This is a genomic window from Mangrovibacter plantisponsor (assembly GCF_003182475.1).
Lineage (GTDB): Bacteria > Pseudomonadota > Gammaproteobacteria > Enterobacterales > Enterobacteriaceae > Mangrovibacter > Mangrovibacter plantisponsor.
On sequence record NZ_QGTS01000001.1, the window covers coordinates 339,435 to 366,193 of the forward strand.

Here is a 26,759-nt window from a genome sequence, read left to right on the forward strand (position 1 = left end):
TCTGCACGGCTTCCCGGGCAGAGGTTTTTTAGAGGTGGGATACGAATTAACGAGCCAGCCAGCCACCGTCAACAGCAACGGTATAACCGTTGATGTAATCTGACGCATCTGATGCCAGGAATACTACCGGCCCCATCAGGTCACTTGGCAGGCCCCAACGCCCGGCAGGGATACGGTCGAGGATTTCAGCACTACGCTGTTCATCGCTACGCAGTTGCTGGGTATTGTTAGTTGCCATATAACCCGGTGCGATGGCATTCACGTTGATATTGTGTTTGGCCCATTCGTTCGCCATCAGGCGAGTGATACCCATTACACCGCTTTTTGATGCAGTGTAAGACGGCACGCGGATCCCGCCCTGGAAAGAGAGCATGGAAGCGATGTTGATAATCTTGCCGCCTTTACCCTGCGCAATAAATTGTTTCGCAACTGCCTGAGACATAAAGAAGACAGTTTTGATGTTCAGGTTCATCACGTCATCCCAGTCTTTTTCGCTAAATTCAATAGCGTCCTGGCGGCGAATCAGGCCTGCATTGTTGACCAGAATATCGATATGGCCAAATTCAGCAACCGCACGCTCCAGTAAAGCCGGGATACCTTCAATCTGGCGCAGGTCGGCAGTCAAACTCAGGAAACGACGCCCCAGAGCAGCCACACGCGCGATAGTTTCAGTTGGTTCAACAATATTGATACCAACGATATCGCAGCCAGCTTCTGCCAGACCAATCGCCATGCCCTGACCAAGCCCAGTGTCACACCCGGTAACCAGGGCGACTTTACCTTCTAAGGAGAATGAATTCAGAATCATAAGTAAGTTTCCTTTTAGAGCGCATGTTGCGAACGGGCGTATCACGCGACAGCAAATATGAATAGTTCAGTTAAACAGTGCATTACCTTAAACGGTTCGTTTCAGGCGCATGCGGTAACGGCTATCTGATAAAGCTGAAAACCCGTATTCCCTTAACACCGTTTAGTTTGTACGCTCATCTTAGACGGCTTGAAATACCATTTCAATTCTTATTGAAACGTTGTTTCAGTTTTTAAGCATGTTATTTTCATTTTTGATATTCTGATCACGGTTAGGCTCAGCGCCTGGGGTTCCAGGGGAAAATAAACACACAACAGAAGGCCAGGAAGCCATAACCGGTAACAACAATTCTGCTATTTCACTGGTAATTTGCGCCAGCAATCACATAAAATGAAACGATGTTTTGATAAATTACCAACTTGTTTTTGAACTTAACCACTTTATGGGTATACCCGCAGATTTTCGGGCTACAGCAAGAAGCTGATGTAACAGGTAACCTGATGGCTGAAGGGTATAAAACTGGAATTTTGAGGAGTTAATTATGGCTAAGGGCATGCAGATTAAACTTCAGTACGAGGTGTATACGGACCCTGATACCGGTGCAGAAATTACCCGGTTAACACCACCTGAAGTCACTTGCCACCGCAACTATTTTTACCAGAAATGTTTCACCAACGATGGCAACCGCTTGCTCTTTGCTGGCGCTTTTGACGGTAACTGGAACTACTATTTACTGGATATTGGCAAAGCAGTCGCTACCCAGTTAACCGAAGGCACAGGCGACAACACCTTTGGGGGGTTCCTGTCACCTGATGATCAGTTCCTCTATTACGTTAAAAATGAACGGACCCTGTTGCAGGTCAACCTGGACACACTGGCTGAGCGTGAAGTTTACCGCGTGCCGGAAGAGTGGGTTGGGTATGGTACCTGGGTGGCCAATAGTGACTGTACTAAACTCGTCGGTATCGAAATCGCGAAAAGTGACTGGGTACCATTGAATGACTGGAAAATTTTCCATGACTTCTTCCATAAAGGTCCACACTGCCGCCTGCTGCGCGTTGATTTAGCGACTGGCGAAAGCGCAGTCATTCATGAAGAGAAGATCTGGCTGGGCCACCCTATTTATCGCCCGTTTAATGATAAAACCGTGGCATTCTGCCATGAAGGCCCTCATGACCTGGTTGATGCCCGCATGTGGATGGTTAATGAAGACGGCAGCAATGTGCGTAAAGTAAAAGAACATGCGCCAGGCGAAAGCTGCACACATGAATTTTGGGTGCCGAATGGGTCTGCTCTGGTTTATGTTTCATACCTGAAAGGCAAACAGGGCCGTACCATTTTCAGCTACAACCCGGATACAGGAGCCAATGTTGCACTGATGCAGATGCCAGCATGTTCTCACCTGATGAGTAACTTTGATGGCACCCTGATGGTGGGTGATGGCTCAGGTACACCAGTTGATGTAAAAGATACCAGCGGCTACACCATTGAAAACGATCCCTATTTATATGTATTCGATGTAGCGAAAAAGGCCTGCTTCCGGGTTGCTCGCCATGATACATCCTGGGACACCTTCGAAAACAGCCGCCAGGTCACGCACCCTCACCCGTCTTTTACCCCAGACGACAAAGCCGTGCTGTTCAGTTCAGATAAAGATGGCAAACCTGCACTGTATATCGCGAAACTCCCGCAACAACGCGAGTATTTGCCTGCGTAATAATGTTTGCGTAACTGTTGTGTTCTGAAATCTGTACTGGCCTTGCCCCCATATTTATGGGGGCTTTTTTATGTTAGCAGCCCACAAGCCGCGGTAAGTTGGATTCAATCCACCACCAGTTGAACGGGCAGAAGTCAGAAGTCAGAAGTCAGAAGTCAGAAGCAGCATAAGAAAACAGACAGACAAATACTCATACAAACTCACAGCCATACTCAGCAAAAACATCAGCTAAATATTTATGCATTTAAAGGTTTTCATTAAATAAACAACAAAAAAAAGCACTCCCTGCGGAATGCTTACCTGAATACCCGGCATTACAATGTGGCGTCAAGAAAGTAAAGTCAGATGCTCTGTATCCTCAGTCTGCATTACAAGTTTATTAGTAATACCGGCATGACAGTCAATAGATTTAAAATGCGTACCTATCAGGAAAAAGGGTAATAACGCAACCTGGCATTTCCAACAAAGAAAGTGTTTATTTCATGCATAATAGCACCACCTGTATTTCATGGTGCATTATGCATTTCAAAAAGAGAATATAGCAGCAGATAATTTATTACCTGCTGCCTGTAATCAGAAGGAATATGCAACCCCTACGCGGTAGCGAGTCTGGCGTTCATCCGTTTTTGAGCTACCGGAAATATTACCCAACTCAGCATATGGCGCCCAGTTTTTGTCCAGTTTGTAAGCGACTTTCAGGTTGTATTCTTCAGAGTATTTATTGTTATTAGAGCGAATATTATGCTCACTGCGTGCATACAGATAGTTCAGCTCGGCACGCCAGTCACCCAGAACATAACCCACCCAGACATCGCCACGGTTTACCTTATCATCATCTTTATCGGCATTATCTGGATAACGTGTATATTCAAAGCGATAACGTGCAGCAACATACACACCACTATCAAAGCTATATTGTGCGTGCAGGAAAGGTTTATAGGTTGATTTACTGTCATTACTGTCAAGGTTCATACCTGGTGTCAGCGCAAAGTTTTTATTTGGACGCCAGCGCCAGCTAATTTGCTCTTCATGGCCATTAGCAATGATATCGGTAAAAGGCTGGTCCTGGTGAGTGCCACCTGATTTCCATTTAGCTTCAACAGTAAAACCAAAACCATTCGCAAAGCGGTGAGAAACAGCAACACGGTCCGCATTACGGCCATCATCACGATATTCATGACGCAAATCTACAGTAACAGCAGAAGCAGCAAAGCTCGCCCCACATAACACTGCCAAACCCAGAGCTTTTTTTAACATGTTATATCCCCTATTGAAAATCTGTTTCATTTTTATGGAATGAGATTTTATTTTTAAATTAACCTTATTTTAGTGATCCACGTCAGAATTAATAACCAGTAAAATGAACTATTCCGCCATTCGTGACACGAGTCATAATTCCCACTCAAAAAACAAACAAAAAGCCTTTATGAATCACAACAAAATGTCCTGAAATCACATTTGAAACGATATTTCAATTAAAAAATCAGGATCGTTATCGCATTTTTTTAGTACAGCTCAAAATACTTAGCAGACTAATTCTTAGATTTTCATATAAGACCGGGAAGATAAAAAGAAAATCAATACAGGGCAGGGTTCAGAGCTAATATTTGGCTAATCTGGCAGATACAGGTAATGAAATAGCGTGACGTAGCATATTCACCGCACATGATGTGCCAACAAAAACCAGTTTTTTGTCAAAAAGATGGTAATAATGAAAGCGTTCGGGCCTTCACTCCAGGCATGAGGCAGGAAAAATAAAGGTATGAAGTATGAAAACAGTGTGAATTATGAAGCGTAGCGTAATGCAGGCAGTGAAATTGCTGTAAACACGCCAGTGAAGGAGAAAACAGAGGTTATCAGCGCATTACGCTTGCAAAATAGCTGCTGGCAACGGCCACCAGAGTCTTAACGTTCTACCGCAAGCGCTACGCCCTGCCCCCCGCCAATACACAAGGTAGCCAGCCCCTTACGCGCTTCGCGTTTTTTCATTTCATGCAGTAGAGAAACCAGAATCCGGCAGCCAGACGCGCCAATCGGGTGGCCAAGTGCCAAAGCCCCACCATTGACATTCACCTTGCGGGTATCCCACTCCAGGTGGCGGCTGACCGAGATCATTTGTGCAGCAAACGCTTCGTTGGCTTCGATAAGATCAAGTTCTTCAAGAGCCCAGCCAGCCCGCTCCAGGCAGCGCCGGGTAGCATGAACAGGCGCGATACCCATAAATGCCGGATCAACCCCCACACTGGCAAATGCTTTGATCCGTGCCAAGACAGGAACACCTAACTGATAAGCACATTCCGCACTCATCATCATCACAGCGGCGGCCCCGTCATTAATCGATGAAGCATTCCCCGCCGTCACGCTGCCACGCACATCAAAAGCGGGGGAAAGTGCGGCCAACAGTTCAGCACTGGACTGCCTCAGCGGTTGCTCATCGCTTTCAACCCATGGCGTTACGCTGCCTGGTGCAGCAGTAACAGGAACGATTTCATCGCGAAAACGCCCGCCATGAATAGCCGAGAGCGCTTTTTGATGCGAAGCCAAAGCCCAGTTATCCTGCTCCTGGCGGCTGATACCAAACTCACGCGCCAGGTTTTCTGCTGTAACACCAATATGATAATCATTAAAAGCATCCCACAACCCGTCATGCACCAGGCTCTCCACTACCTGGCCATTACCCAGGCCACCAGAATTTGGTCCTTCCACAAGCAGGTGCGGTGCCCGGCTCATATTCTCCTGGCCCCCTGCTATTACCACATCTGCTTCACCGCACTGAATAGCCTGGGTTGCCAGGTGTAATGCTTTCAGGCCAGAGCCACAGACATCATTGATAGTAATCGCGGAAACAGTGCAAGGCAGGCCACTTTTCAGAGCTGTTTGCCGGGCAGGATTTTGCCCGGCTCCGGCGGTGAGTACCTGCCCCATAATCACTTCATCCACTAATCCGGCAGAAACGCCACTGCGTGCCAGCAATGCCTTGACAACCAGGCTGCCCAGTTCGACGGCAGAAAGGTGAGATAAGGCGCCCTGGAAACTGCCAATGGGGGTACGAACCGCACCAGTAATCACCACATCCCGCATAGCTGAACACTCCCTAAATAAGATCCTGTTGTATGGTAAAGCAACAACTGGAGGTTATTTTTAAAATCTATGCAAAAAGTGAACAACATCACGGTTACAAACATACCGGTTCGCTGACCCCTTCACTGCTATGTGGCAACTCAAAATCTTATCTCTGGTCAAAGAAAACCGTAATGGCTAAACCACCGCATCTGTTTTATGAAGCAGTTCGCTTTTTCTGGTGATATTCAGGCCGATGATTTTATGAGGAAAGACACCCAAACCGGCCAGATTCAGGAGGACATCATGACGCAAATCACGGACATCCAGGCTTTTCGTAAGGATCTGACAAATGCGGTACTGTGCTGGCTGGCAACGGTTGATGCCAGTGGTGCGCCCAATGTCTCGCCTAAAGAGATGTTTTCCTGGGATGGCAACCAACAGATTATCATTGCCGATATCGCCTCAGCCCGTTCTGTCGAAAATATCCGCCAGCAGAGCAAGGTGTGCCTGAGTTTTATTGATGTGTTTCGCCAGCGAGGTTTCAAAATTACCGGAAGTGCTCAGATAATACCGACAGGATCCCCCAACTTTGCCGCAATTGGCCACGATGTTCTGGCTCGCATTAAAGGTGAGTTCAGGGTGCAAAATCTTATCGTTGTGACGATTGAGTCCGTTTCCCGTGTTCTTGCGCCCAGTTACTTCACCTTCCCCGAACGTAATGAAGCAGAGCATATCCGCCAGACGCTGGAGTCCTACAGTGTAAACCGGTTGCTCTATGGAAAGTAATGTATCTGTAATAAGCTGAATGGCCACCACCCGGTCGAAACTACCGGGTGGTGTTGTACTGAAGATAGCGAGATCAGCACTTAGTGCGTGCTATTACTCAACCCGCCGCCCAGAGATTCCCACAGCGTAATACGGTTTTCGAAGTCGGTTTGTTCAAGCGCAATTAATGATTCCTGAGCGGACCATAATGTCCGTTGCGCCGTCAGCACGGTGAGGTAATCACCGCTACCGATTTGGTAACTTTTTTGCGCCAGATCCAGCGTTTTCTGCGCTGCAGCCACATAACCACGTTGGGCATCCATTTGTTCACCCAGCGTTTCACGGCGCGCCAGTGCATCCGCCACATCTTTGAACGCACTCTGAATCGTTTTCTGGTAAGTCGCCACCAGGCCTTTTTTCTCGGCCTGAGCGTAGTGCAATTGTGCCAGGTTGCTGCCTCCGGTGAAAATGGGCAGGCTAATTGATGGCGCAAAACTCCACACTTTCAGCCCATGGTTGAACAACCCGGACAGACTGTCACTCCCCACACCGGCACTGGATGTCAGCGAAATGGTGGGGAAGAAGTTGGCCCTGGCGGCACCGATATCAGCATTGGCACTCAACAGGTTATGTTCAGCTTCCTGCACATCCGGGCGGCGTAACAGGACATCGGAAGAGACCCCGGCAGGCACCAGTTCAATACTGTTATTAGCCAGCTTACTCAGTTCGTCAGGCAATAATGTGTCCGGCACCGGTTCACCAACCAACAAATCCAGCGCATTTTTATCCTGCATCACCAGTGTTTTGTAACTGGCGACGCTGGCACGGGCTTCCTGCCACACTTCCATCGCTTCCGAGACATCGGTTGCTGCAGCCGTGCCAACATCATGCTGTTTACGGGTGATTGCCAGTGATTTTGCTGCGCTGTCCATCGTGCTTTGCGCCAGCGCCAGATTATCTTTATCTGCTGCCAGCGTAACCCAGGCGGTCGTGGTTTCAGAGATTAAGGTCAGCCGGGTATCTTCCGCGGTGTATTTACTGGCAAGCCAGGTTTCTTTTTCCGCCCGGCTCAGGCTCTGGTTATAACCGAATAAATCCAGTTCAAAGCTCGACACCGTTCCTTCTGCACTGGCACTGGTGGAAACACCATTGGTCGTCGTCCGGCTGCGGGTCACATCAAGCCCTGCGTCCAGTGAGGGGAAAAGTGACGCACGCTGTTCAATATACAGCGCCCGGGCAGCGTCGATGTCGGTAATGGCTTTTTGTAAATCACGGTTGCTGGCAAGGGCGCGTTGTACCACTTGTTTCAAACGCTGGTCATTCACAATATGCTGCCAGTCTTTCAACACCACCGGTGCCGCACCGTGCTGGCTGGCACCAGGCCAGGTGCCCGGCACTGCAGATGCCGGGCGTTCATATTTCGGGTCCAGTGAAATACACCCGGTTAACAACAATGATAAAGCGATAACTGTAATTCGCGGTAACATGGGTTACTCCTGAACGGAACGGCGGCTGGCAAACAGGTATTTCACCAACACAAAGAACAACGGCACAAAGAAAATCGCCAGTAACGTTGCGGTCAGTGTTCCGCCAATAATACCGGTCCCGATTGCTATACGGCTGTTCGCCCCGGCACCAGTCGCTATCGCCAGTGGGAATACCCCGGCAATAAAGGCAAGTGACGTCATAATGATGGGGCGTAAACGGGTGCGGGCGGCCTGAATAGCTGCGGCGCTCAATGACATACCTCGTTTCACCCCGGCTTCAGCAAACTCCACTATCAAAATGGCGTTTTTCGATGACAGCCCAATAGTGGTTAACAGCCCCACCTGGAAGTACACATCGTTATCCAGACCACGCAGCGTGGCTGCAAGGGTTGCGCCAAGCACCCCGAGCGGGATGACCAGAATGACAGAGAAAGGCACAGACCAGCTTTCGTACAATGCCGCCAGGCACAGGAACACCACCAGAATCGAAATGGCATACAAACTGGTTGCCTGGCCACTTGCCATCTGTTGCTGTAATGACAGCCCACTCCATGCCCAGGTCGACCCTTTCGGCAGGTTATTCGCCAACTGTGCCATTTTATCCATCGCGGCACCTGAGCTATAACCCGTGCTGTTATCCCCCTGGATTTCATACGCAGCATTACCGTTATAACGCACCAGGGATTCAGGCCCGTAAGTCCAGTGAGTGGTGGCGAAGGCTGAAAATGGCGTCATGGTGTCACTGCTGTTGCGCACATACCATTTGTTCAGGTCAGACGGTTTAGAACGGAACTGTTTATCCCCTTCAATAAACACTTCTTTGACACGCCCGCGATCAATAAAGTCGTTTACGTAGGTCCCCCCCCAGGCGCTGGATAACGTATCTGTCACATCACTGAGCGTCAGCCCCAGGGCCACCGCTTTGTTGTTATCAATATCCACCTGCAACTGAGGCATTTCCGGTAATTCGTTGGCACGCACGGATGACAGTTCCGGGCTCTTATTCGCTTCACTAATCAGTGTGTCACGCAGTTTTGCCAGTTCAGTACGGTCGGTACTGCCGGATGCCATCAGCTCAAAAGTAAAGCCACTGCTATGCCCCATACCAGACACAGAAGGCGGCGTCATCGCAAAAACATGCGCATCACGCAGGCTGGACAATCCCCCCATGGCACGCAACGCAATATTTTGTGCGGTATTCGCAGCCCCCTTGCGCTGATCCCAGTTTTTCAGGGCAACAAACGCCATCCCGGTGTTTTCGCCGCTACCTGCAAAACTGAAGCCGGTAATGGTAAAGATGACATCGGTATTGGCCTTTTCCTGGTTCAGGAACCAGTTGGTTACCGCTTTGTTAACTTCATCGGTACGATGAGCACTGGCGCCCGCAGGCAGGGTGTACTGCACCATGACATCCCCCTGGTCTTCCAGCGGAATAAATCCACCGGGCAGCCTCAGCATCAGCAGTGCCATAACACCAGCCAGCACACCGTAAACCACTATCAGACGCACGGGTTTACGCAACACACCCAGTACGCGGTGGCGATATTTGCCTTCAGTAGACTGGTAAAAACGGTTAAATCCGGCAAAGAAGCCTTTGGTATGTGGGCGGCTGTGTTGCAGGACACTCCCGCACAGCGCCGGGGTCAGCGTCAACGCCACTACCACAGACAACGCCATCGCAGAAATAATGGTGACTGAGAACTGGCGGTAAATAACCCCAGTGGCACCACCAAAGAACGCCATAGGCAGAAAGACAGCAGATAACACCAGGGCAATCGCCACCAGCGCACCAGAAATTTCGCCCATGGATTTTTCTGTTGCCGCCTTCGCGGAAAGCCCCTCCTCGCGCATTATGCGCTCAACGTTTTCCACCACGACAATGGCATCATCCACCAGCAGGCCAATGGCTAGCACCATCCCAAATAGTGTCAGGGTGTTAATGGAGTAACCAAACACCGAAAGAACACCGAAGGTACCCAGCAAAACAACAGGCACAGCAATCGCCGGAATCAGCGTTGCGCGGAAGTTTTGCAAAAACAGGTACATAACGGCAACCACCAGGATGATGGCTTCAAACAGAGTTTCCACCACATCATGAATGGACAGGCGAATAAACTCAGTACTGTCTTTCGGGTATGCCACCGCGTAGCCTTCCGGCATATTGCGCTGGTATTCCTGAATTTTGGCCTTCACCAGCGCAGCGGTATTCAGCGCATTCGCGCCAGGTGCCAGCATAACCGCCATACCGGCGGCCGGGTGGCCATTCAGCCGCCCCTGGGCGGTGTAATCTTCACTGCCCATTTCCACCCGGGCAATATCTTTTATTCGCACCACCGAGCCATCTGACTCGCTTTTCACGATAATATTGCGGAACTGCTCGGGTGTTTGCAGGCGAGACTGGGCACGCACAGTCGCGGTAAATTGCTGGCTGTCTGCGGAAGGCATGCTCCCTATTTTCCCGGCAGTAACCTGGACGTTCTGCGCTTCAATGGCCGTTTCGACATCAGACGGCATTAATGCGTAAGAAGCCAGTTTGGCCGGATCCAGCCAAATGCGCATGGCATATTCGGCACCGAACACCTGCACACTCCCCACCCCATTCAGGCGGGACAGCGGGTCTTGAAGGTTACTGACCAGCCAGTCCGAAACATCAGAGCTACTGGCTTTATCGGTTTTATCATAAATCGCGGCAATCATCAGGAAGTCACTTTGGGTCTTGGTGACGGTTATCCCTTGTTCCTGGACTTCCGTTGGCAGGCGCGACTCAGCCTGTTGTACTTTATTTTGTACCTGTACCTGTGCTGTATCCGGGTTGGTTCCCTGAGCAAAGGTCACAGTAATTTTCACACTACCATCGGAACTACTGGTGGATGAAAAATAGAGCAGGTTATCCAACCCGGTCAGTTGCTGCTCAATAACTTTGGTAACACTGTTTTCCAGTGTATCGGCAGATGCTCCGGTATAGGTCGCTTTAATTTGTACGGAAGGAGGCGCTACATCCGGGTATTGCGCGACGGGTAATGTCCGAATGGCAATGGCGCCAGCCATCATAATTAAGATGGCTATCACCCAGGCAAATACCGGGCGATTAACAAAGAAACGTGAAAACATCAGTTCGCCTCTCCGCTCAGTTTCACTTCAACTGGCTTGACGGTTTGGCCCGATGTCACTTTATCACTGCCTTCCACGACAATCCGGTCACCAGATTTCAGGCCACTCAGCACTACCCAGTTCGTACCATCAGCTTCGCCAGTTTTGAGCGTGCGTAATTCCACTTTGTTATTGGCATCGACAACATAGGCAGTGGCTTCACCTTTCGGATCACGGCCAATCCCTTTTTGTGGAGCGAGAATGGCATTCTCAACAACGCCTTCGTCAATACTTGCGCGCACAAACATACCGGGGAGCAAAATATGCTGGGGATTAGGGAAGACAGCACGCAGCGTGACGGAGCCTGTAGAGGTATCCACAGCCACTTCGGTGAGTTCAAGGCGCCCTTTCAGCGGATAAGTGCTGCCATCTTCCAGAGTGAGAGTCACCTCCAGCGTATTGCTGTTTTGCGCCAGAGCCTCTTTGCGCAGGCGCAGCAAATCCGCACTGGAGCGCGTCAGGTCAACATACATTTTATCAAGACTATAAATCGTGGTCAGCGCGGTATCCTGAGAAGCACTGACCAGTGCGCCAGGTGTAACTGACGAAATACCGATTCGCCCGCTGATTGGCGCGGTGACGGTTGTCCAGTTCAGATCAATACGCGCGGCTTCTGCCGCTGCTTTTTTCTCTTCAAGCGTAGCCTTATCCACCCCACAGGTTGCCACGGCATCATCTGCATCCTGCTTTGATACCCCGTCAACTTTTACCAGTTGGGAATAACGGCTGGCTTTTTGGCAATCGCCCACCATTTGCGCCTGCGCCGTTTTTTGCGCAGCGACTGCTTCATCATAAGCCGCGCGATAGCTGGACGGGTCTATCTGGTACAAGGCCTGCCCTGCTTTGACGTCCTGGCCTTCAGTAAACAACCTTTTTTCAATAATGCCGCCAACCTGAGGGCGCACTTCAGCACTGAGCGTCGCGGTAGTACGCCCGGTCAGTTCGCTTCTCAGGGTGTAAGGCTGTTGTTGTAAAGTAACCACCCCCACTTCAGTTACTGCTGAGGGTTGACTGGCGTTATCCTTGTTATCACATCCGAACAATAAACATACGGATAAAAGGTAAATACCACGAATTTTCATAATTCCTCTAACTCACACCCAAAGGCGCAAACAGCAAAAAGGAACCCTATTGAAAATCAGATAAATCAAATCATTAAACCGGCTTTCGCCCCCCCTGGTTGGCACAAAGCCAACAGAGAAAATCCCATTAAGGGAAGAAATATTATTCAGCCTGGGGGTTTACCCCGCTGTTATAAAATAGCCATTACTTTTAGTGCGCCTTTGTAGTGAAACCGCATACCATCAGTCAGGCAAAAACTCCCCGTAACTCAAGAAAATGGCTACTCAAAAAGTCATTACCCATTTTTTATACAGGGATTGCAGGCAATAACGTCATCACTGAGACTATTCTCATCTCACTTATTTTCACGGCGTTGCTAATTATGAGAATTTTCATTCTCATTTTGTAGCTATTTGTGCCAATTCATAAAATGTCACGTTCCGGCACTATTTCCTGACAAAGACTCCAGAATATCTCGCATTTAACTTCATACTTTCTGCCATATTGCAGTGATTGCGAATGTTAAAAAACGAAAAGAGACATTTCAGCCCATGGAGAGTGAAGTACGATATACGTATCAGCAATGGTCAACAAGCCTTACCCGGCAAACAACCGGGTAAGTGAAAAGACAGGTAAAACGAGTGAAGACTGTTGGTAGTGATCAAAAACCAGACAGTACAATTTTGCCTTTTGCCCGGCCACTTTCCAGCGTGGCATGCGCCCGGCGCAAGTTTGCCGCATTAATCATCCCGTAGTGTTCGCCCACCGTTGTTTTCAGTGTTCCGGCATCAATAAGATGGCTGACATGGTCGAGGATTTCATGCTGGCGAATACGGTCCGGGGTGGCAAACATGGAACGTGTGAACATCAGTTCCCAGTGCAAAGAAATTGCTTTCTTTTTTAATGGCATAACATCAAGAATGGCCGGATCATCAATCACCCCGAAACGCCCCTGTGGCGCCAGCACATCCACGATATCAGCAAAATGCTGCTCTGTGTGGGTAAGGCTTGCTACATAGCGCACAGACTCGATCCCGGCTTCCTGTAAGCCTTCACGCAGTGGTCGGCTGTGGTCAATAACATGGTGTGCGCCAAAACTTTTTACCCACTCCGCTGTTTCCGGGCGGGAAGCCGAGCCAATCACCGTCAGGTTGGTCAGCTTTCTTGCCAGTTGGGTCAGCATGGTGCCCACGCCACCGGCGGCACCAATGATCAACAACGCGGCCTGTTCATCTTTCGCGGCATTCAGCCGGTCAAATAACAGTTCCCATGCAGTTAGTGAGGTTAAAGGTAATGCCGCGGCATCCGCCACACTCAGCGACGCCGGTTTGTGCCCGGCAATAAATTCATCCACCAGACCATATTCGGCATAAGCCCCCGGGCGGGTAATGTCACCTGCGTAATACACTTCATCACCCGGTTTAAACAGTGTAACGGCTTCACCCACTGCATCAACGATACCAACTGCATCCCAGCCAAGAATACGCGTCTCAGCCACAGCAGCACTTTGGCGGACTTTCATATCTACCGGGTTGACAGCAATCGCCTGGATTTTTACCCGCAGATCATGGGGGCCAGGCACTGGCATGGGGAGTTCCGTTTCATATAACGCCTGTTCATCGGTAATCGGTAAACCGTGCTGGCTATAAACAATCGCTTTCACAACCTGCCTCCTGTTAGTGGCAAAGGGCAATTAATAACTCATAAAGTTGGTTAACGCAGTCTACGCCTGGCAGATAACCAGAAAAATTAGCTAAAATGAGCAACACTTTCACTCCAGGAGTGTAAATAGAATTCGCTGTGAGACTCTGCCTATGATTCGCCTTGAAGATGTTCATTTGTTTATTCGTTCAGCGCTGCTTGGCAGTTTTTCCGCCGCCGCTCGCGAAGCCAGCCTGCTGCCAGCCCAGGTCAGCGCGGCCATTCGCCGCCTGGAAAGGGATTTGGATACACGCCTGTTTGCCCGCTCCACCCGCAGCCTGCGCCTGACCGCTGAAGGTGAAAAATACTTGCCCTTTGCGCGGGAGATGCTCAGCGCAATGCAGGCTGGCGCTGAAAGCCTGCGTACCAGCGAGCAGGATTTCCAGGGAGAATTAAAAATAGCGATGCCCTCCGATGTAGGGCGCAATGTGTTACTTCCGGTTATTACTGATTTTTGCCGGAGCCACCCGCGTATCAGCCTGCGCTTATTTTTATCCGACCACGTCAGTGATATTTTCCGCGACCCGGTGGATATCGCCATTCGCTATGGCGTACTGAGCAACCGTGATTATGTTGCTCTGCCGCTCGCCCCGGGAAATCGCCGGGTGCTGGTTGCGTCACCTGCATACCTCAATGAACATGGCAGGCCTGAATCACTGGACGATATCCTCAAGCATCCATGTCTGGCATTTACGCTCAACAACACGTTTGTGGATAAGTGGTCATTTCCGGTAAACGGAACAATGCAAGACCTGCCAGTGGCAGCCAGGTTGCTTTGTGATGATGCCGATGTAGCCCGGCGCTGGGCAATTGAAGGAATGGGCATCGTGTACAAATCATGGCTGGATGTTTGCCGCGATGTTGAGAACAACAGGCTCGAAGTTGTTCTGCCGGAGCAGGCAGGAGAAGCCGCGCCGTTAAACTTGATTTGCCCGCATCGTAAACAGTTCTCACCGGCAATCCGCACCCTGCACAGTAACCTGAAACAACACCTGGCGGCGATTACCGGGGCACTGGCTCATTACACCCGCTTTGGTGAACACCCCTGACACTTCCTGCCACAAAAACGCAGAGTTAAGCGTGCCTGCGGGATTAAACCCAACGGCACAACCGCCAATAATCCAGCCCCGATTTTGTACTGATAACTGTTTGACTCTGTAACATGGTTACATGATAATCAGAACGATTATCATTAACATAAACAAATAATAATTCATCTCAAAAAGGTTGTAATCATGGTTCTGCAAAACACACGTTTTAAACGGCATTTCTCTCACCTGGCGCTGGCTGTCATGCTTAGCGGCATGGCATTTTCTACTCTGGCCGCAGACACTGTGTTGCGCAAACCTGTTGGTTTTGGGGAGTACGAAATTGTTTATAACCCAAATAACAATGCGGTATATGCAGCAACAACCAAACAGCGCAGTGAACCTGGCGGCGCGGTTTATCAGCTAAATGCCAGCACACTTGATACAACCCATATTATTGATACACCGAACAAAGCTTTTGGTGCGGCGCTGAACGGCAAAACCAATACCCTGTATTTCGGCGACACTTTTACCAGTGCTTTGATGGCTGTCGATGCCTCTTCAGGTAAAGTTGCCGGTACTCTGGCCCTGGTTCCCCAGGCCGCCGCACAGGATAAAAAACCGGGCGAAGAAAAAAACCGCCCACCCGCACCACGTGAACTGGCAGTCAATGAAGCAACCAACACCATTTACGTTGGTGGTATTGGCCGGGCCGACAGTGTGATTTGGGTAGTGGATGGCAAAAACCTCACACTGAAACACACCATTACTCACCTGGGTAAACTGAATACCGGGCTGGCGCTGGACAGCCAGACTAACCGCCTGTACACCACCAACGCAGATGGCGAGTTGATTATTATCGACACCACCAACAACAAAGTTCTGGAACGCCATAAAATTGTTGATGATGGCAAAGACCATATGCTGCTGAATATCAGCCTGGATACCCAGGGCCAGCGCGCCTTTATTTCTGATGGCAAAGAACCTGGCTTATTTGTGGTGGATCTGAAAACCAATAAAGTGGTTAACCATATCGCCACACCAACGTCTGTTGCCGTACTGTTTAACGCGAAGCGTGACGAAATTTATGCCACACACCGCACAGACGGTTCAGTCAGCATCATCGATGGCAAAACCCTGGCAGTGACCAAAACCATTAAGTTACCGGTTCACCCAAACAGCCTGGCTGTTTCACCAGACGGTAATACTCTGTATGTCACCGTTAAGCAGGAAGCAAGCCGCACCAAACCAGCAACTGCACCCGATGACATCGTGCGCATCGCGCTGAATTAATTCACACAGGCAATACCCGGGCGGGTGTTGCCTGCATTTCATATTTCCCGAATTTGGATGTTGCGCCCAAAGGCACCGGATAGAGACCCGCCGGTTCAGGCATGCTTTGGTAAATATGGAAGGGAAACGGCTCACACAGTTGCGTATAAGCCGTTCAAATTAACGGTATGAAATAAAGACTAACCCAGTACCGCTGTACTCAGGCGGCAGGTACAACAACGCCGCCCTTGTTCATCAAACACCACAATTTCCCAACTTTGGCTTTGCCGCCCCAGGTGCAGTGCAGTACAGCGCCCACGAACCTTGCCCTGAGACACCGGGCGGTGGTGAGTGGCATTTAATTCAGTACCCACCGCACATTGCCCTTCCCGGGTAGTCAAAAAACAGGCCATTGACCCCAGCGTTTCAGCCAAAGCCGCGGATGCCCCACCATGCAGCAAACCGAAAGGCTGAAATGTCCGGCTGTCTACCGGCATTTCCGCCTCAAGGTAATCTTCGCCTAATTCGGTATAAACAATACCCAGTTGCGCCACCAGAGTATCTGCACTGGTAGCATTCAGTGCTTCAAGAGACAGTTGCCGCTTCCACACAGGCTATGCCCCCAGGGTTGAGCCGCCATCCACCACAATATCCTGCAATGTGATGTGGCTGGCGAGTTCAGAGGCAAGAAACAGCACGGTGTTGGCGATCTCCTCAGGCCGGGCGATTTTCCCCAGAGGTATCCCCAACTTGAATTGCTCAGCGAAGCCTCGAATACGTTGCTGTTCGGCATCATCGCTCAGCCATAATGTGCGCTGCATATCGGTATCCGTTGAACCGGGTGAGACCAGGTTACAGCGCACACCAAATGGGGCCAACTCCAGCCCCACGGTTTGCGCCAGGCTTTTCAGCGCCGCTTTAGAAGCGCCATAGGCACTCATACCAATACGCGGTGTATGCGCAGCATCCGAGGCAACGGTCACGACAGCCCCGCCTTTCTGGTGGCGAAACTGTGCCATAGTGTGGCGGAACAGGTTGAATGCGCCGCCCACGTTAACCGCAAAGGTGCGATGCCAGGCTTCCGGGGTGAGTTCATCGGTTGCCCCCATAGTCAGAATTCCGGCAGCATTCACCAGCACATCCAGCCGCTGGATTGATGCCAGTTGCCCCCGGCAGACTTCACTTACCTGCTGGTCATCCGCCACATCCATCATCACTGTTGAAAAGGCATAGTTATTCAGCGGGAATGCAAGGTCGAACCCGGTGACATTCGCACCTGCGGCAGCAAATGCCTGCGCCGTCGCGTAGCCAATACCTTTGCCCGCGCCAGTCACCCACACGGTTTTATCCTTAAACCCAGGGTTCATACCCGAACCTCGCGGGATAACAGCGCCCACCAGGCATCAATGGTGGGGTTCTTCGCCAGCATCACGAAGTCGATATCATGGTGAACTTTGCGCCAGCGTGCGGCCAGCGCCATCATCCGCACGGAATCCAGGCCGAAATCCACCAGGTTTTCATCATCCATGGGTTCATCTTCTTCATCAATCAGTGGGCGAATAACCTCTCGCAGGTGCCCTTTACTGGCAGGTAATGGCACCACATCCTGGGTCATTACCACCTGCCCTGCGCAACCTGCCACATAGTTGAGTGCCATCAGGTGTTTTTCGCGGCTGAAATCCGCCAGGGCATCGGCCACCATAAACGGCTGAATATCACGCATAAAGGCATCAGTAGCCGTCGTCATGCAGCCAATATGGGCATACACGCCAGTAATAATCAGTTGGTCGCGGCCACTTTCTTTGAGCAACTGTTCCAGCGGTGAGCGGTGAAACGCACTGTAGCGCCACTTCACTAATACGGTGTCATCTGCATCTGGGGTAAGTGCGGCCACCACTGCCTGTTGTTCTGGCGATTTGGTCAGCCCGGGCCCCCACATATCATTCAGTAAGGCCCGGTCTTCAGCAGGCTGGTCTTTTGGCTGCGCGGTGTAATAAACCGGGATCCCCTGCTGCTTGCAGTACTGGCGAAGAGCAGCAATATTATTCACCACCTGGTTGATCATGGAGTTATTTTCCCCCCAGAACCCCACGAAGTATTCCTGCATATCGTGAATCAGCAGTGCTGCGCGGGCAGGATCTGCTTCCCAGTTGACTTTGCTGACCGGTAACTCGCTGGCTTCAGGCAATGCATAAGCCGTTAATTTTGGAATCGCCATTTCACTACTCCTCAGGTTGCGTCGCGCTCAGCCATCCAGCGGCGAAGCGCTTTTTTATCTACTTTGCCCACAGCCGTCAGCGGCAAGGCATCCACACACACTACCCGGTCAGGTAGTTTGTAATCCGCCACGCCAAGGCCACGCAGAAAACGCCGTATATCCACAGCGCGTAGCGGCGCAGAGGTCACCAGGTAAGCGCAGCTCTTCTCTCCCATTAAAGGGTCGTCAATACTAACCAGCCCGGCATGAATTACCGCCTCATGGCGTTGCAGTAAGTTTTCTATTTCTTCTGCCGCGATTTTTTCGCCGCCACGGTTTATCTGGTCTTTCTCGCGCCCCTGAACAGTGATGTAGCCTGCGTCATCAATAGCAATCAGGTCGCCTGAGCAGTAAAAACCGTTCGGGTCGAAAGCACTGGCATTGTGTTCCGGGCTGTTGAAATACCCGCGGAAGGTATAAGGGCCACGGGTCATCAAACGCCCCACCTGGCCTGCTGGCAGCGGGTTACCGTTTTCATCTGCCACCCAGACTTCGTCATCGGGGCACATGGGTTTGCCCTGGGTGTTGATAATGCGCTCTGGTGTGTCATCCAGCCGGGTGTAGTTCACCAGCCCTTCAGCCATGCCAAACACCTGCTGTAACTGGCACCCTATTTCTGCCGGAATTCGTGCAGCAAGCGCTGGAGACAGGCGTGCGCCCCCCACTTGTAGTAACTGTAGTGATGCAAGTTGCTGGTTATTGCCCCACTCACTAATAGCCTGTAACCACAAGCTGACTGCCGGTGGTACCAGGGCCGTGACATTGATTTGGTGCTGTTCAATTAAGGGGAAGCACAAAGTGGCATCCGGGTCACCAGCCAGTACCACACATCCACCAGCAAGGAAGACACCCAGAGTTCCCGGCGAACTCATGGAATAGTTATGGGCTGCAGGCAGCGCGCACAGGTAACGGGTTTGTGCACTGAACCCACACACTTCGTTACTGCGGCGAATGCTGTAGTAATAATCGTTGTGCGTGCGGGGAATAAGTTTTGGCGTGCCGGTACTGCCGCCAGATAACTGGAAAAACGCCACCTGGTCTGCCGGACCAGGAACCAGTTCAGTACCACCAGCCGGTTGTTCAATCGCTGCAGTCAGGCTCTGTGAGCCCTGCGCTCCCAACAGTAAAACTGTGCGAATGGAAGCGTGCCGGGTAACAAAATGATCCACAGCTTCGGCATTCTGGTACAGGCTGTGCTGCTGGTCGGCAATCAACAATGTTGGCGAAATTTGTACTGCGTAAGCATCCACTTCATTACGCTGGTGGCTGAACAACGCATTAACCGGGACTACGCCAATTTTCAGCAACGCGAAGAAGGTAATAAAAAACTCAGCATTATTGCCCAGATGTACCAGTGCGGTGTCGCCCGGTTTAACGCCACGGGCTAACAGGCTGGCTGCCAGGTTGCAGGCGAGCTGGTTGAGTTGCGGGTAACTGAACGACCGTGTGCCATCAACCAGTGCAACAGACGGGTTTTCACGTTGATTTTCAATAATGTCTGTCAGAGGGCGGTCCAGCCAGTAACCTTTTTCCCGGTAACGCCGGGCGAATTCATCTGGCCATGGAGTGAAAGGAATTGCCATTGGTATGTCCTTGTTAATTAATTCAGCCCGAACACATTCAGCATGGTGGTGAGCTTAACGCCGGTCTCTTGCCACTCTTTCTCAGGTGACGATGCCGGTACAATTCCCGCGCCGGCAAACAAGCGCACCTGGCTGCCATTCAACGCGGCACACCGGATGGTTACGGCCCATTCGCCGTTGCCCTGCTCATCACACCAGCCAACAATGCCGCCAAACAGTTCGCGGTCAAAGGGCTCCAGTTCACGTATCAGCGTTGTGGCAATCTCATGAGGGAAACCGCTCAGTGCTGGCGTCGGGTGCAGGCGGCTTGCCAGTGACAACACGTTGTCGCCTGGGTTGGTCACACCCTTTATCGGGGATGCCAGGTGCCACAATGTAGGAGTAGAAATCAGTTGTGGCGTGGCAGGAATTTCCAGTTGCTGGCAGTGCGGCGCAAGTACGCTTTTCATGGCCTGTACCACCAGTGCATGTTCATACTGGTCTTTTTGCGAAGCCAGCAGTTGCTGCCCGGCGTCTTCATCCAGACCGGCATCACTGTGGCGATGCGCTGAACCGGCAAGGGGTAAGGAAGCAAAAGCTTCGCCATCTTTGCGTACCAGCAGTTCCGGGCTGGCCCCCAGCAAAACACGCCCGTCAGCCAGTGGCACATGGAAGTTGAAACTGCCCGGGTTTTGCGCAATAAGCTGCTGAAGCAGCACAGTGCTGTCCAGGGGGGATTGCGCGGTAATATCAATCAGCCGCGATAAAACAATTTTATCCACCTGTGGGGTATCGGTTAATGCTGCCGCCCGGGCAACCATCGCTTCAAACGTATCCTGTTCAGGGATTGCTTTACGGTGCACCACAGCCAGGGGATTTTTTTCAGGCGTATTCACCTGGTTTAGCCAGGCTTCACGTGAGAATTCCGACCAGGTTTCCGGGACGAATAACGCACAAGGCTTACGCGTATCAAAAGGTATCGCCCCAACCACAACAGGCCTGGTTAACCCGGCCTCATGTGCCTTGCCAAACGCAGCAGTTAACGCCTGTTGAAACGGGCTGCCTGCATCCTCGCCACCGGCCAGCGGCGTGGTAATTCGGGAAAAACACCCCTGTGTCACCAGGCTGCGAAATGGCGACATAAAAAAGAAGCTATCGGATCTCAGTGTTGCAGTCATAGACTGAATCCCCACCCTTCAAAAACATCAGAGTCACTTATCCTCAATAGTTCTGGCTGCTGTGATTTTGCGTTGTACCAGAATTATCTTTGGTCTTTAACGAAAATGATAAACACTTTAATAACAATTATCATTTGCGTATTTAAGTCTGCTACCCTAAAAGCAACTGCACGGGATGTCAACCACACAAACCGCATGAACAGTGGGCTCGCGCTATTTTCGGCCAACGTGTTTCCCGTAAAATCAGCCCATTAATCGCCAGGCTATATCCGGTAAACTGATAGAGGGCTGCCAGTGACAACCCGTTTTCAGACTTTCCTCACGCAGAATTTATGCCTGCCCCGGCGTACCGGAGGCAGAAGAGACCGCCTCCTGGCGAAAACGGCGCAGTTGCCCCAGGGCGAGTAGCAGGATTACGCCAATAATGCACAGCACAACACCGCTGACACTGGCAGAGTGCGCTGGCGAAACAACGGCCCCCAGCCCACCCAGCACCGCCGCGCCAATAGCATCGCCAGTAACGTTTTGCGCCGTCCATAAACCATTTATCCGGCCCAGCATCTGTTCCGGAGTCTGGGTTTGTAACAAGGTGTACTGGAGCAGTGCACTGATGGCGCTGAGCCAGCCAAACCCCACCAGGCACACAACACCAGGCAACCAGGCTGGCATAAGCCCGAACAAGGCAATGGCAATAAACGCCCCCAGCGTAGTCAGGAGCATCAATAAACCGGGGCGCGGGTGGTGCGCCAGGTTACCACTGGTTAGCGCCCCTACCGCAGCGCCAAGTGGTATAGCCGCATACAACAGGCCAATATGGGAGGCAGACATCTGCCAGCCTTCCGCCAGCGAGGGGTACAGTACCCTCACGGCACTCGCCATTGTCACCAACCCACCTAACAATGCGATGCCACCAATTAACGGGTTTTTCACCAGGTAATGCCCGGCACCGAACAGGGATTTGAGTGGGTTTTCCCGTGGCTGAGGCGGAGGGGGTAAACGAGGCAGGAACAGCAAAGGCAACAGGGTAATAAAGGTACCCAGAGCAGCCAGACCATAGTTCCATTCCACACCGCCACTCGCCAGTAACAGGCCACCCAGCATGGGGGAAATCACCGACCCAAGGCGAACCGTCAGCATGGTTATCGCCCCGGCCTGCATCAGGTTTTCACGGCCCACCAGAGCCGGCGTTGCCGCCAGCAGGGCCGTAACGCCCAGCGAAGCAAAGAAACCGTCCCAGATACCCAGCAGATAAATCACCGCCAGCGATGGCGCAGGCAATAACGCATTGATGCACAAACCAATAAACCCGACACCACAGGTGGCTCTCGCAAAAAGAATCAGCTGCTTGCGCTCGTAGCGGTCAGCCAGTACGCCGCCTGTCATCAGGCCAATAAACATCGCCCCGCCGGTCAGTGTCACCGCCAGGCCTACCATCCAGGTTGACTGGGTAAGAGCCTGGATTTGTACCGGCACCGCCACCCCTAATAACCCAAGCGAGAGGATGGAGATAAACCGGGCAAAGAACACCGCGCGAAAAGCCGGGTGTGTTTTCAGCAGGCTGAGATTAAGCCACCGTGAAGACTGCTTATTCATGAAGGCTCTCCCAACAATTGACTGATTTGCGGGCCAATAGTGACAAAGGCATCCGGCGCAATAATCTCAGCATGAGCGCATGGCTGGTGATATACCGATAATGACCCGGTCCAGGGTGCCCAGGCGCTGTGCGGCTCAAGCCCGCTGGCGAGTGTCTGGTCTGCTACAAACAGAGTGGCATGCCCGTTAAAACGCTGGCTTCGCGCTGTTGCCAGTAAGCGGACGGCGTCGGCGTAGTTGGCTTCAATAGCGCTGAACAATTCGTCCCCCGCGTTCTGCCCCTGCTGCGCCGCGATAAAGGCTTCACGTTCATGGGCGATTTTCTCAAGCACTTCCGGGTCGAGTTGCTGGTGGTCTTTACCTGACCAGTTTTGTGTCTCTGGTGGCCAGGTGTCGAGCAACCCCAGGAAAGCCACGGTTTCGCCCCGCGCTTCCAACCGGGATGCCAGAGCATGCGCGAGGGTTCCCCCTAACGAATAACCAAGCAGGTAATAAGGCCCGTGAGGCTGACGCGCAGTCAGTACAGCAAGGTGGTGCTCACACAGTTCTTCAAGGGTTGTTGCCGACTGCATTGGCCCTTCCGGGCCTGCTGCCTGAACACCAATCACAGACCAGCATGGCGCCAGGTAGCGGGATAACACGCTGAACTGCCAGGCAAAACCAGAAGCCGGATGGAAGCAAAACAGCGCAGGCCCGTTACCTTCCCGCAAAGTCAGTAACGGCTCAAAACCAGCGGGCTGAGATGCAACTGAGTTGCCCTGTCCAAGCGCTTCACTGAGTTTTTCAACCGTGGAGGCTGCCATGATTTGCCCGGGCCGTACCATTTGCCCCAGTTGGCGGCTCAGTATGGCTGCAAGGCGCATCGCCAGCAGGGAGTGCCCGCCAAGGGCAAAGAAATCGGCGCTGGCATCGTTGATTTCACACCCCAGCAATTGTGCAAATGCGCCAGCAACCAGGCTTTCAGTGCCGGGCAAAAGCGATCGCCCATGAGATGACTGGTGCAGTTGTGGGAGCGGCAGTGCTTTACGATCCAGTTTGCCGTTAGCGCTCAATGGCAACGCATCAAGCGTAATCAGGACAACCGGCACCAGGTGCGGTGGCAGTTGCTGGCGTACCTGCTCCAGTAACACGGCTTCATTTGGCACGCAGCCCTCTTCCGCCACCAGGTACCCCACTAACTGGCGGGCATCGCCCCCCACATCTGCGGCCTGGTTGAAAACACAGGCATGGGAAACCGCCTGGGCAACACCCGGCAGGCTCTGTAATACTGCGTCTATTTCACCCAGCTCAATACGCTGCCCACGGATTTTCAACTGGAAGTCGCTGCGGCCCAGGTATTCGACTGCACCATTGCCCAGCCAGCGCGCCACATCCCCCGTGCGGTACATTCGTTCACCGGGTACAAACGGGTCGGCAATAAACCGGCTGGCGGTCAAATCAGGTCGGTGCATATACCCCTGAGCCAGTTGAACCCCTGTAAGGTACAGGTCTCCGGCAACGCCAACAGGAACCGGTTGCATCATGTCATCCAGGACTCGCAACCCGGTATTCCACACAGGGAAACCAATTGGCACACTGGGGGTGGTCACTGCGGCCAGTGTCTCGCCATAAGCCGGGTACCAGGAGACATCCACTGCGGCTTCTGTTGGCCCGTACAGGTTATGAAGCGCCACACCAGTCAGTTGTTCCCATTCGCGGCATAACCCCGTGGGAAGCGCCTCTCCACTGCAAAAGACCTGGCGTAATGAATCACAATCCTGGCAATGCTCTTTAGCGGACAGCGTGGCAACAAATGCCGCCAGCATGGAAGGCACAAAGTGGGTGGTTGTCACCCTATAATGGCGGAAAAACTGCAGCATCATTTCCGGGTCACGGTGGGCATCTGGCTCAGCCATAACCAGTTTTGCCCCGGCAATAAACGGCCAGAAAAACTCCCACACCGAGACATCGAAACTGCAGGGTGTTTTCTGTGCGACAACGTCATCCGCCGTCAGGACATAATGGTCCTGCATCCAGAGAAGGCGGTTAACAATTGCCGTTTGCCCCACCATAACGCCTTTCGGCCTGCCGGTAGAACCCGAAGTAAAAATAATGTACGCCGTATGTTCCGGGCGCGAGAGTGCCAGCGGCGTTGCCCCCTGAGCAGGCAGGAGCCCGTCATAACAAATAAACGCTGGCACACCACTATGCCGGAAACGTTCTTGTTGTTGGGGCGTGGTGATCAGTACCGCCGGGCGGGCATCTTCCAGCATCATATGCAGGCGTTCGTCCGGGTAGCCCGTATCCAGCGGGAGCCAGGCGGCTCCGGCTTCCACAATGGCATGCAGAGCAAGAGTCAGGAAGACGGAGCGCGGTAAGGCGACGGCAACGCAATCTCCAGGCCGCACACCATGCTGGCGTAACAGATGCGCCAGGGCAACCACCTGTTCACGCATCTCCCGGTAACTCAGGCTGATACGGGCATCAACCAACGCTGGCGCATCGGGCGTTTGGCTTGCCTGGCGTGCCAGCAGTTCACTTAATGTGGTGAGCGGAACGGGTGTTTCAGTCTGGTTAATACGGACCAGCAGGGCTTGTTCTTCTTCGAGCAGCACCTGGCTGTCGCCACAGCGCAAATCCGGGTTGGCAGCAAACTGCCTGAGTAACAATGGCAGGCGTTGCATATGGCGGGAGAGGCTGTCAGCATGGTAGCGGCGGGCATTAGCCAGTAATTCAATGCCGAACGCACCACCTTCTTCACCCGGTAACAGCACCAGTTCCAAATCATTAACCGGGCCGGTAGCCAGGATATGAGTTTTGCCACGCAGGCCGTCCATATCAACCTGGTAATCAAAGACTTTTACGTTAAATACCGGGCCATACAGTGGTTCGTGGCTGACTACGCGCCCGGTATCCCGCAGGATCTGTTCAGTGTCGTAGCGCTGGTGGCGGCGCATTTTCTTTAACTTACCCGCCAGCGATTGCGCCAGGTCAGCCAGTGTTTGGTTAGGGTCAATCGTGACCGCCAGTGGCAACACATTCAGCACCGGCCCGGTCGAACTCAACGCGGCCGAGCCCATACGCCGCATAAAAATAAACCCGGCGGTATAATCGCGCCGCCCGGATAACCGCCCAAGCCACAGCGCAACCAGCGCCAGAACAATGTCTTCCCGGCGACAACCTGGTACTGCCCGCATCAGTTGGTTAAATACCTGTGCATCAGCCTGCTGAACCAGTTTTACTATCTCATGGCCGGATGCATTCCCCTGTAATGGCACCTCAGACAACGAGACCGCAGGCGGTAGCTGCTGTGCTTCCTGCGCCCAAAACGCGTTATCACGCCCCCGTGCATCGCTGTGCTGGTATCGCTGGTACTCTTCCACTACATCTGCAAACGGTGTAAATGGCGAAGGAGGCAGAGATTCCCCGTGCAGTAATGCACGGTAAATGGCGGTAATATGCTGAGTAATAGCAACAAAACTGAAGCCATCCACCAGCAAATGGTGGTAGCGCTGATACCAGTACCAGCGGTTGTCGCCCACGCGATAAATATGGTGGTAAACCAATGGATTATTGCTGTCCACCCGCAGATTCTGGTTTAAATCCTGCTGCATTAACGCGATTGCCGCGTTATGAGGCCCGGCTTCATGGCGCAAATCAGTCAGCCCGGGAGCAGGAAAAACCAGGGAATCATCCACTGATTGCCTGACTTCACCCTCTGTTTCATGAAAACGCAGGTGAAGGGTATCTGCTTGTGCTAACCCGTGTTCAATTGCACGGGCCAACAATGCCGCATCCAGTTCACCTTCCAGCTCCACATAATGCGCCACACTCCATTCACTTTGCAGTGCCGAAAGTTTTTCTGCCATCCAGATGCCAGGCTGCGCCGCTACTAGAGGTAAATTCATACACCCTCTCCTTCACAACTCACCTGGTGATGGGGATGGAGGGACTGCCATTGTGCTTTCAGCCAGGCATCACAATCAGCCTGGGGCTGTGCGTCACAGGCAACGTGCCATCCCACAGGCAACGCACACTGCTGCGGCCACAAACAGTATTGCTGCCGGGGATTACACAAAATCAAAAATAACCCTTGCGGGTTATCGAAGGGGTTGCTGAATTCCATACCAGGCTCCT

Annotated in this window: 19 protein-coding genes; 4 read left to right on the forward strand and 15 right to left on the reverse strand. The window is 52.1% G+C overall.

What is annotated here, in order from left to right:
• Window positions 1-46 precede the first annotated feature (46 nt).
• The gene (gene kduD / locus DES37_RS01615; protein WP_036102710.1) at window positions 47-808 is read right to left on the reverse strand and encodes a 2-dehydro-3-deoxy-D-gluconate 5-dehydrogenase KduD; all 762 of its coding nucleotides are present in this window, start codon (window positions 806-808) and stop codon (window positions 47-49) included.
• A 541-nt stretch (window positions 809-1,349) separates the two neighbouring features.
• Here kduD and DES37_RS01620 point away from each other — a divergent pair.
• Complete coding sequence (locus tag DES37_RS01620; RefSeq protein ID WP_110024607.1) at window positions 1,350-2,525, forward strand: oligogalacturonate lyase family protein; 1,176 nt, start codon at window positions 1,350-1,352, stop codon at window positions 2,523-2,525.
• Window positions 2,526-3,098: 573 nt separating this feature from the next.
• On the opposite strand, the gene DES37_RS01625 is transcribed toward DES37_RS01620, so the two are convergent.
• Complete coding sequence (locus tag DES37_RS01625; protein ID WP_036102714.1) at window positions 3,099-3,782, reverse strand: oligogalacturonate-specific porin KdgM family protein; 684 nt, start codon at window positions 3,780-3,782, stop codon at window positions 3,099-3,101.
• A gap of 648 nt (window positions 3,783-4,430) precedes the next feature.
• Entirely contained in the window at window positions 4,431-5,606 is a 1,176-nt protein-coding gene (locus tag DES37_RS01630) for an acetyl-CoA C-acetyltransferase (RefSeq protein WP_110024608.1), read from the reverse strand.
• Between the two features lie 285 nt (window positions 5,607-5,891).
• On the opposite strand from DES37_RS01630, the gene DES37_RS01640 reads away from it, so the two are divergent.
• Window positions 5,892-6,374 carry a pyridoxamine 5'-phosphate oxidase family protein gene (locus tag DES37_RS01640; protein ID WP_110024747.1) on the forward strand — a complete coding sequence of 161 codons (483 nt, stop codon included), beginning with the start codon at window positions 5,892-5,894 and terminating at the stop codon, window positions 6,372-6,374.
• 80 nt (window positions 6,375-6,454) lie between these two features.
• Here DES37_RS01640 and DES37_RS01645 read toward each other — a convergent pair whose 3' ends face one another.
• From DES37_RS01645 to DES37_RS01660, 4 genes are all read right to left on the reverse strand, one after another.
• A complete protein-coding gene (locus tag DES37_RS01645; protein ID WP_036102720.1) occupies window positions 6,455-7,840 on the reverse strand; it encodes an efflux transporter outer membrane subunit in 1,386 nt (461 codons plus the stop codon).
• Window positions 7,841-7,843: 3 nt separating this feature from the next.
• Window positions 7,844-10,951 (reverse strand): efflux RND transporter permease subunit, encoded by a 3,108-nt coding sequence (locus tag DES37_RS01650; RefSeq protein ID WP_110024609.1) that lies wholly within the window; start codon window positions 10,949-10,951, stop codon window positions 7,844-7,846.
• Window positions 10,951-12,072 carry an efflux RND transporter periplasmic adaptor subunit gene (locus DES37_RS01655; protein ID WP_110024610.1) on the reverse strand — a complete coding sequence of 374 codons (1,122 nt, stop codon included), beginning with the start codon at window positions 12,070-12,072 and terminating at the stop codon, window positions 10,951-10,953. The genes DES37_RS01650 and DES37_RS01655 overlap by 1 nt, the downstream gene beginning before the upstream one ends.
• A gap of 641 nt (window positions 12,073-12,713) precedes the next feature.
• Window positions 12,714-13,715, reverse strand: a complete 1,002-nt coding sequence (locus tag DES37_RS01660) for a zinc-binding alcohol dehydrogenase family protein (protein ID WP_110024611.1) — start codon at window positions 13,713-13,715, stop codon at window positions 12,714-12,716.
• A gap of 151 nt (window positions 13,716-13,866) precedes the next feature.
• Here DES37_RS01660 and DES37_RS01665 point away from each other — a divergent pair, with 151 nt between their 5' ends.
• Entirely contained in the window at window positions 13,867-14,802 is a 936-nt protein-coding gene (locus DES37_RS01665) for a LysR family transcriptional regulator (protein WP_110024612.1), read from the forward strand.
• A gap of 186 nt (window positions 14,803-14,988) precedes the next feature.
• Entirely contained in the window at window positions 14,989-16,074 is a 1,086-nt protein-coding gene (yncE, locus tag DES37_RS01670) for a 7-bladed beta-propeller protein YncE (protein ID WP_110024613.1), read from the forward strand.
• A gap of 179 nt (window positions 16,075-16,253) precedes the next feature.
• Here the strand turns inward: yncE and entH are convergent, their stop codons facing one another.
• The 8 genes from entH to DES37_RS01710 all read right to left on the reverse strand — a co-directional run bounded on the left by entH (window position 16,254) and on the right by DES37_RS01710 (window position 26,748).
• Window positions 16,254-16,664: a proofreading thioesterase EntH gene (gene entH, locus DES37_RS01675; RefSeq protein WP_036102733.1), complete on the reverse strand. Its 411-nt coding sequence runs from the start codon at window positions 16,662-16,664 to the stop codon at window positions 16,254-16,256.
• 3 nt (window positions 16,665-16,667) lie between these two features.
• The gene (gene entA / locus DES37_RS01680; protein WP_110024614.1) at window positions 16,668-17,420 is read right to left on the reverse strand and encodes a 2,3-dihydro-2,3-dihydroxybenzoate dehydrogenase EntA; all 753 of its coding nucleotides are present in this window, start codon (window positions 17,418-17,420) and stop codon (window positions 16,668-16,670) included.
• The gene (locus DES37_RS01685; protein WP_110024615.1) at window positions 17,417-18,271 is read right to left on the reverse strand and encodes an isochorismatase family protein; all 855 of its coding nucleotides are present in this window, start codon (window positions 18,269-18,271) and stop codon (window positions 17,417-17,419) included. Before DES37_RS01685 ends, entA begins: the two co-directional genes overlap by 4 nt.
• An 11-nt stretch (window positions 18,272-18,282) precedes the next feature.
• A complete protein-coding gene (locus DES37_RS01690) occupies window positions 18,283-19,893 on the reverse strand; it encodes a (2,3-dihydroxybenzoyl)adenylate synthase (protein WP_110024616.1) in 1,611 nt (536 codons plus the stop codon).
• 17 nt (window positions 19,894-19,910) lie between these two features.
• Window positions 19,911-21,050, reverse strand: coding sequence for an isochorismate synthase (locus tag DES37_RS01695; RefSeq protein WP_110024617.1), 1,140 nt, complete (start codon window positions 21,048-21,050; stop codon window positions 19,911-19,913).
• A gap of 330 nt (window positions 21,051-21,380) precedes the next feature.
• Window positions 21,381-22,643, reverse strand: a complete 1,263-nt coding sequence (gene entS, locus DES37_RS01700) for an enterobactin transporter EntS (RefSeq protein WP_110024618.1) — start codon at window positions 22,641-22,643, stop codon at window positions 21,381-21,383.
• Window positions 22,640-26,530 (reverse strand): enterobactin synthase subunit F, encoded by a 3,891-nt coding sequence (locus tag DES37_RS01705; protein WP_110024619.1) that lies wholly within the window; start codon window positions 26,528-26,530, stop codon window positions 22,640-22,642. Before DES37_RS01705 ends, entS begins: the two co-directional genes overlap by 4 nt.
• Window positions 26,527-26,748, reverse strand: a complete 222-nt coding sequence (locus DES37_RS01710; RefSeq protein WP_036102747.1) for an MbtH family protein — start codon at window positions 26,746-26,748, stop codon at window positions 26,527-26,529. Before DES37_RS01710 ends, DES37_RS01705 begins: the two co-directional genes overlap by 4 nt.
• Window positions 26,749-26,759 lie beyond the last annotated feature (11 nt).

Coding starts and splice junctions, on each gene's coding strand:
- DES37_RS01640 (WP_110024747.1), top strand. CDS start 5,892: ATGACGCAAATCACGGACATCCAGGCTTTTCGTAAGGATCTGACAAAT.
- DES37_RS01625 (WP_036102714.1), bottom strand. CDS start 3,782: ATGTTAAAAAAAGCTCTGGGTTTGGCAGTGTTATGTGGGGCGAGCTTT.
- DES37_RS01695 (WP_110024617.1), bottom strand. CDS start 21,050: ATGACTGCAACACTGAGATCCGATAGCTTCTTTTTTATGTCGCCATTT.
- DES37_RS01620 (WP_110024607.1), top strand. CDS start 1,350: ATGGCTAAGGGCATGCAGATTAAACTTCAGTACGAGGTGTATACGGAC.
- entA (WP_110024614.1), bottom strand. CDS start 17,420: ATGAACCCTGGGTTTAAGGATAAAACCGTGTGGGTGACTGGCGCGGGC.
- DES37_RS01685 (WP_110024615.1), bottom strand. CDS start 18,271: ATGGCGATTCCAAAATTAACGGCTTATGCATTGCCTGAAGCCAGCGAG.
- DES37_RS01710 (WP_036102747.1), bottom strand. CDS start 26,748: ATGGAATTCAGCAACCCCTTCGATAACCCGCAAGGGTTATTTTTGATT.
- DES37_RS01665 (WP_110024612.1), top strand. CDS start 13,867: ATGATTCGCCTTGAAGATGTTCATTTGTTTATTCGTTCAGCGCTGCTT.
- DES37_RS01655 (WP_110024610.1), bottom strand. CDS start 12,072: ATGAAAATTCGTGGTATTTACCTTTTATCCGTATGTTTATTGTTCGGA.
- DES37_RS01645 (WP_036102720.1), bottom strand. CDS start 7,840: ATGTTACCGCGAATTACAGTTATCGCTTTATCATTGTTGTTAACCGGG.
- DES37_RS01705 (WP_110024619.1), bottom strand. CDS start 26,530: ATGAATTTACCTCTAGTAGCGGCGCAGCCTGGCATCTGGATGGCAGAA.
- DES37_RS01630 (WP_110024608.1), bottom strand. CDS start 5,606: ATGCGGGATGTGGTGATTACTGGTGCGGTTCGTACCCCCATTGGCAGT.
- yncE (WP_110024613.1), top strand. CDS start 14,989: ATGGTTCTGCAAAACACACGTTTTAAACGGCATTTCTCTCACCTGGCG.
- entS (WP_110024618.1), bottom strand. CDS start 22,643: ATGAATAAGCAGTCTTCACGGTGGCTTAATCTCAGCCTGCTGAAAACA.
- kduD (WP_036102710.1), bottom strand. CDS start 808: ATGATTCTGAATTCATTCTCCTTAGAAGGTAAAGTCGCCCTGGTTACC.
- DES37_RS01650 (WP_110024609.1), bottom strand. CDS start 10,951: ATGTTTTCACGTTTCTTTGTTAATCGCCCGGTATTTGCCTGGGTGATA.
- DES37_RS01690 (WP_110024616.1), bottom strand. CDS start 19,893: ATGGCAATTCCTTTCACTCCATGGCCAGATGAATTCGCCCGGCGTTAC.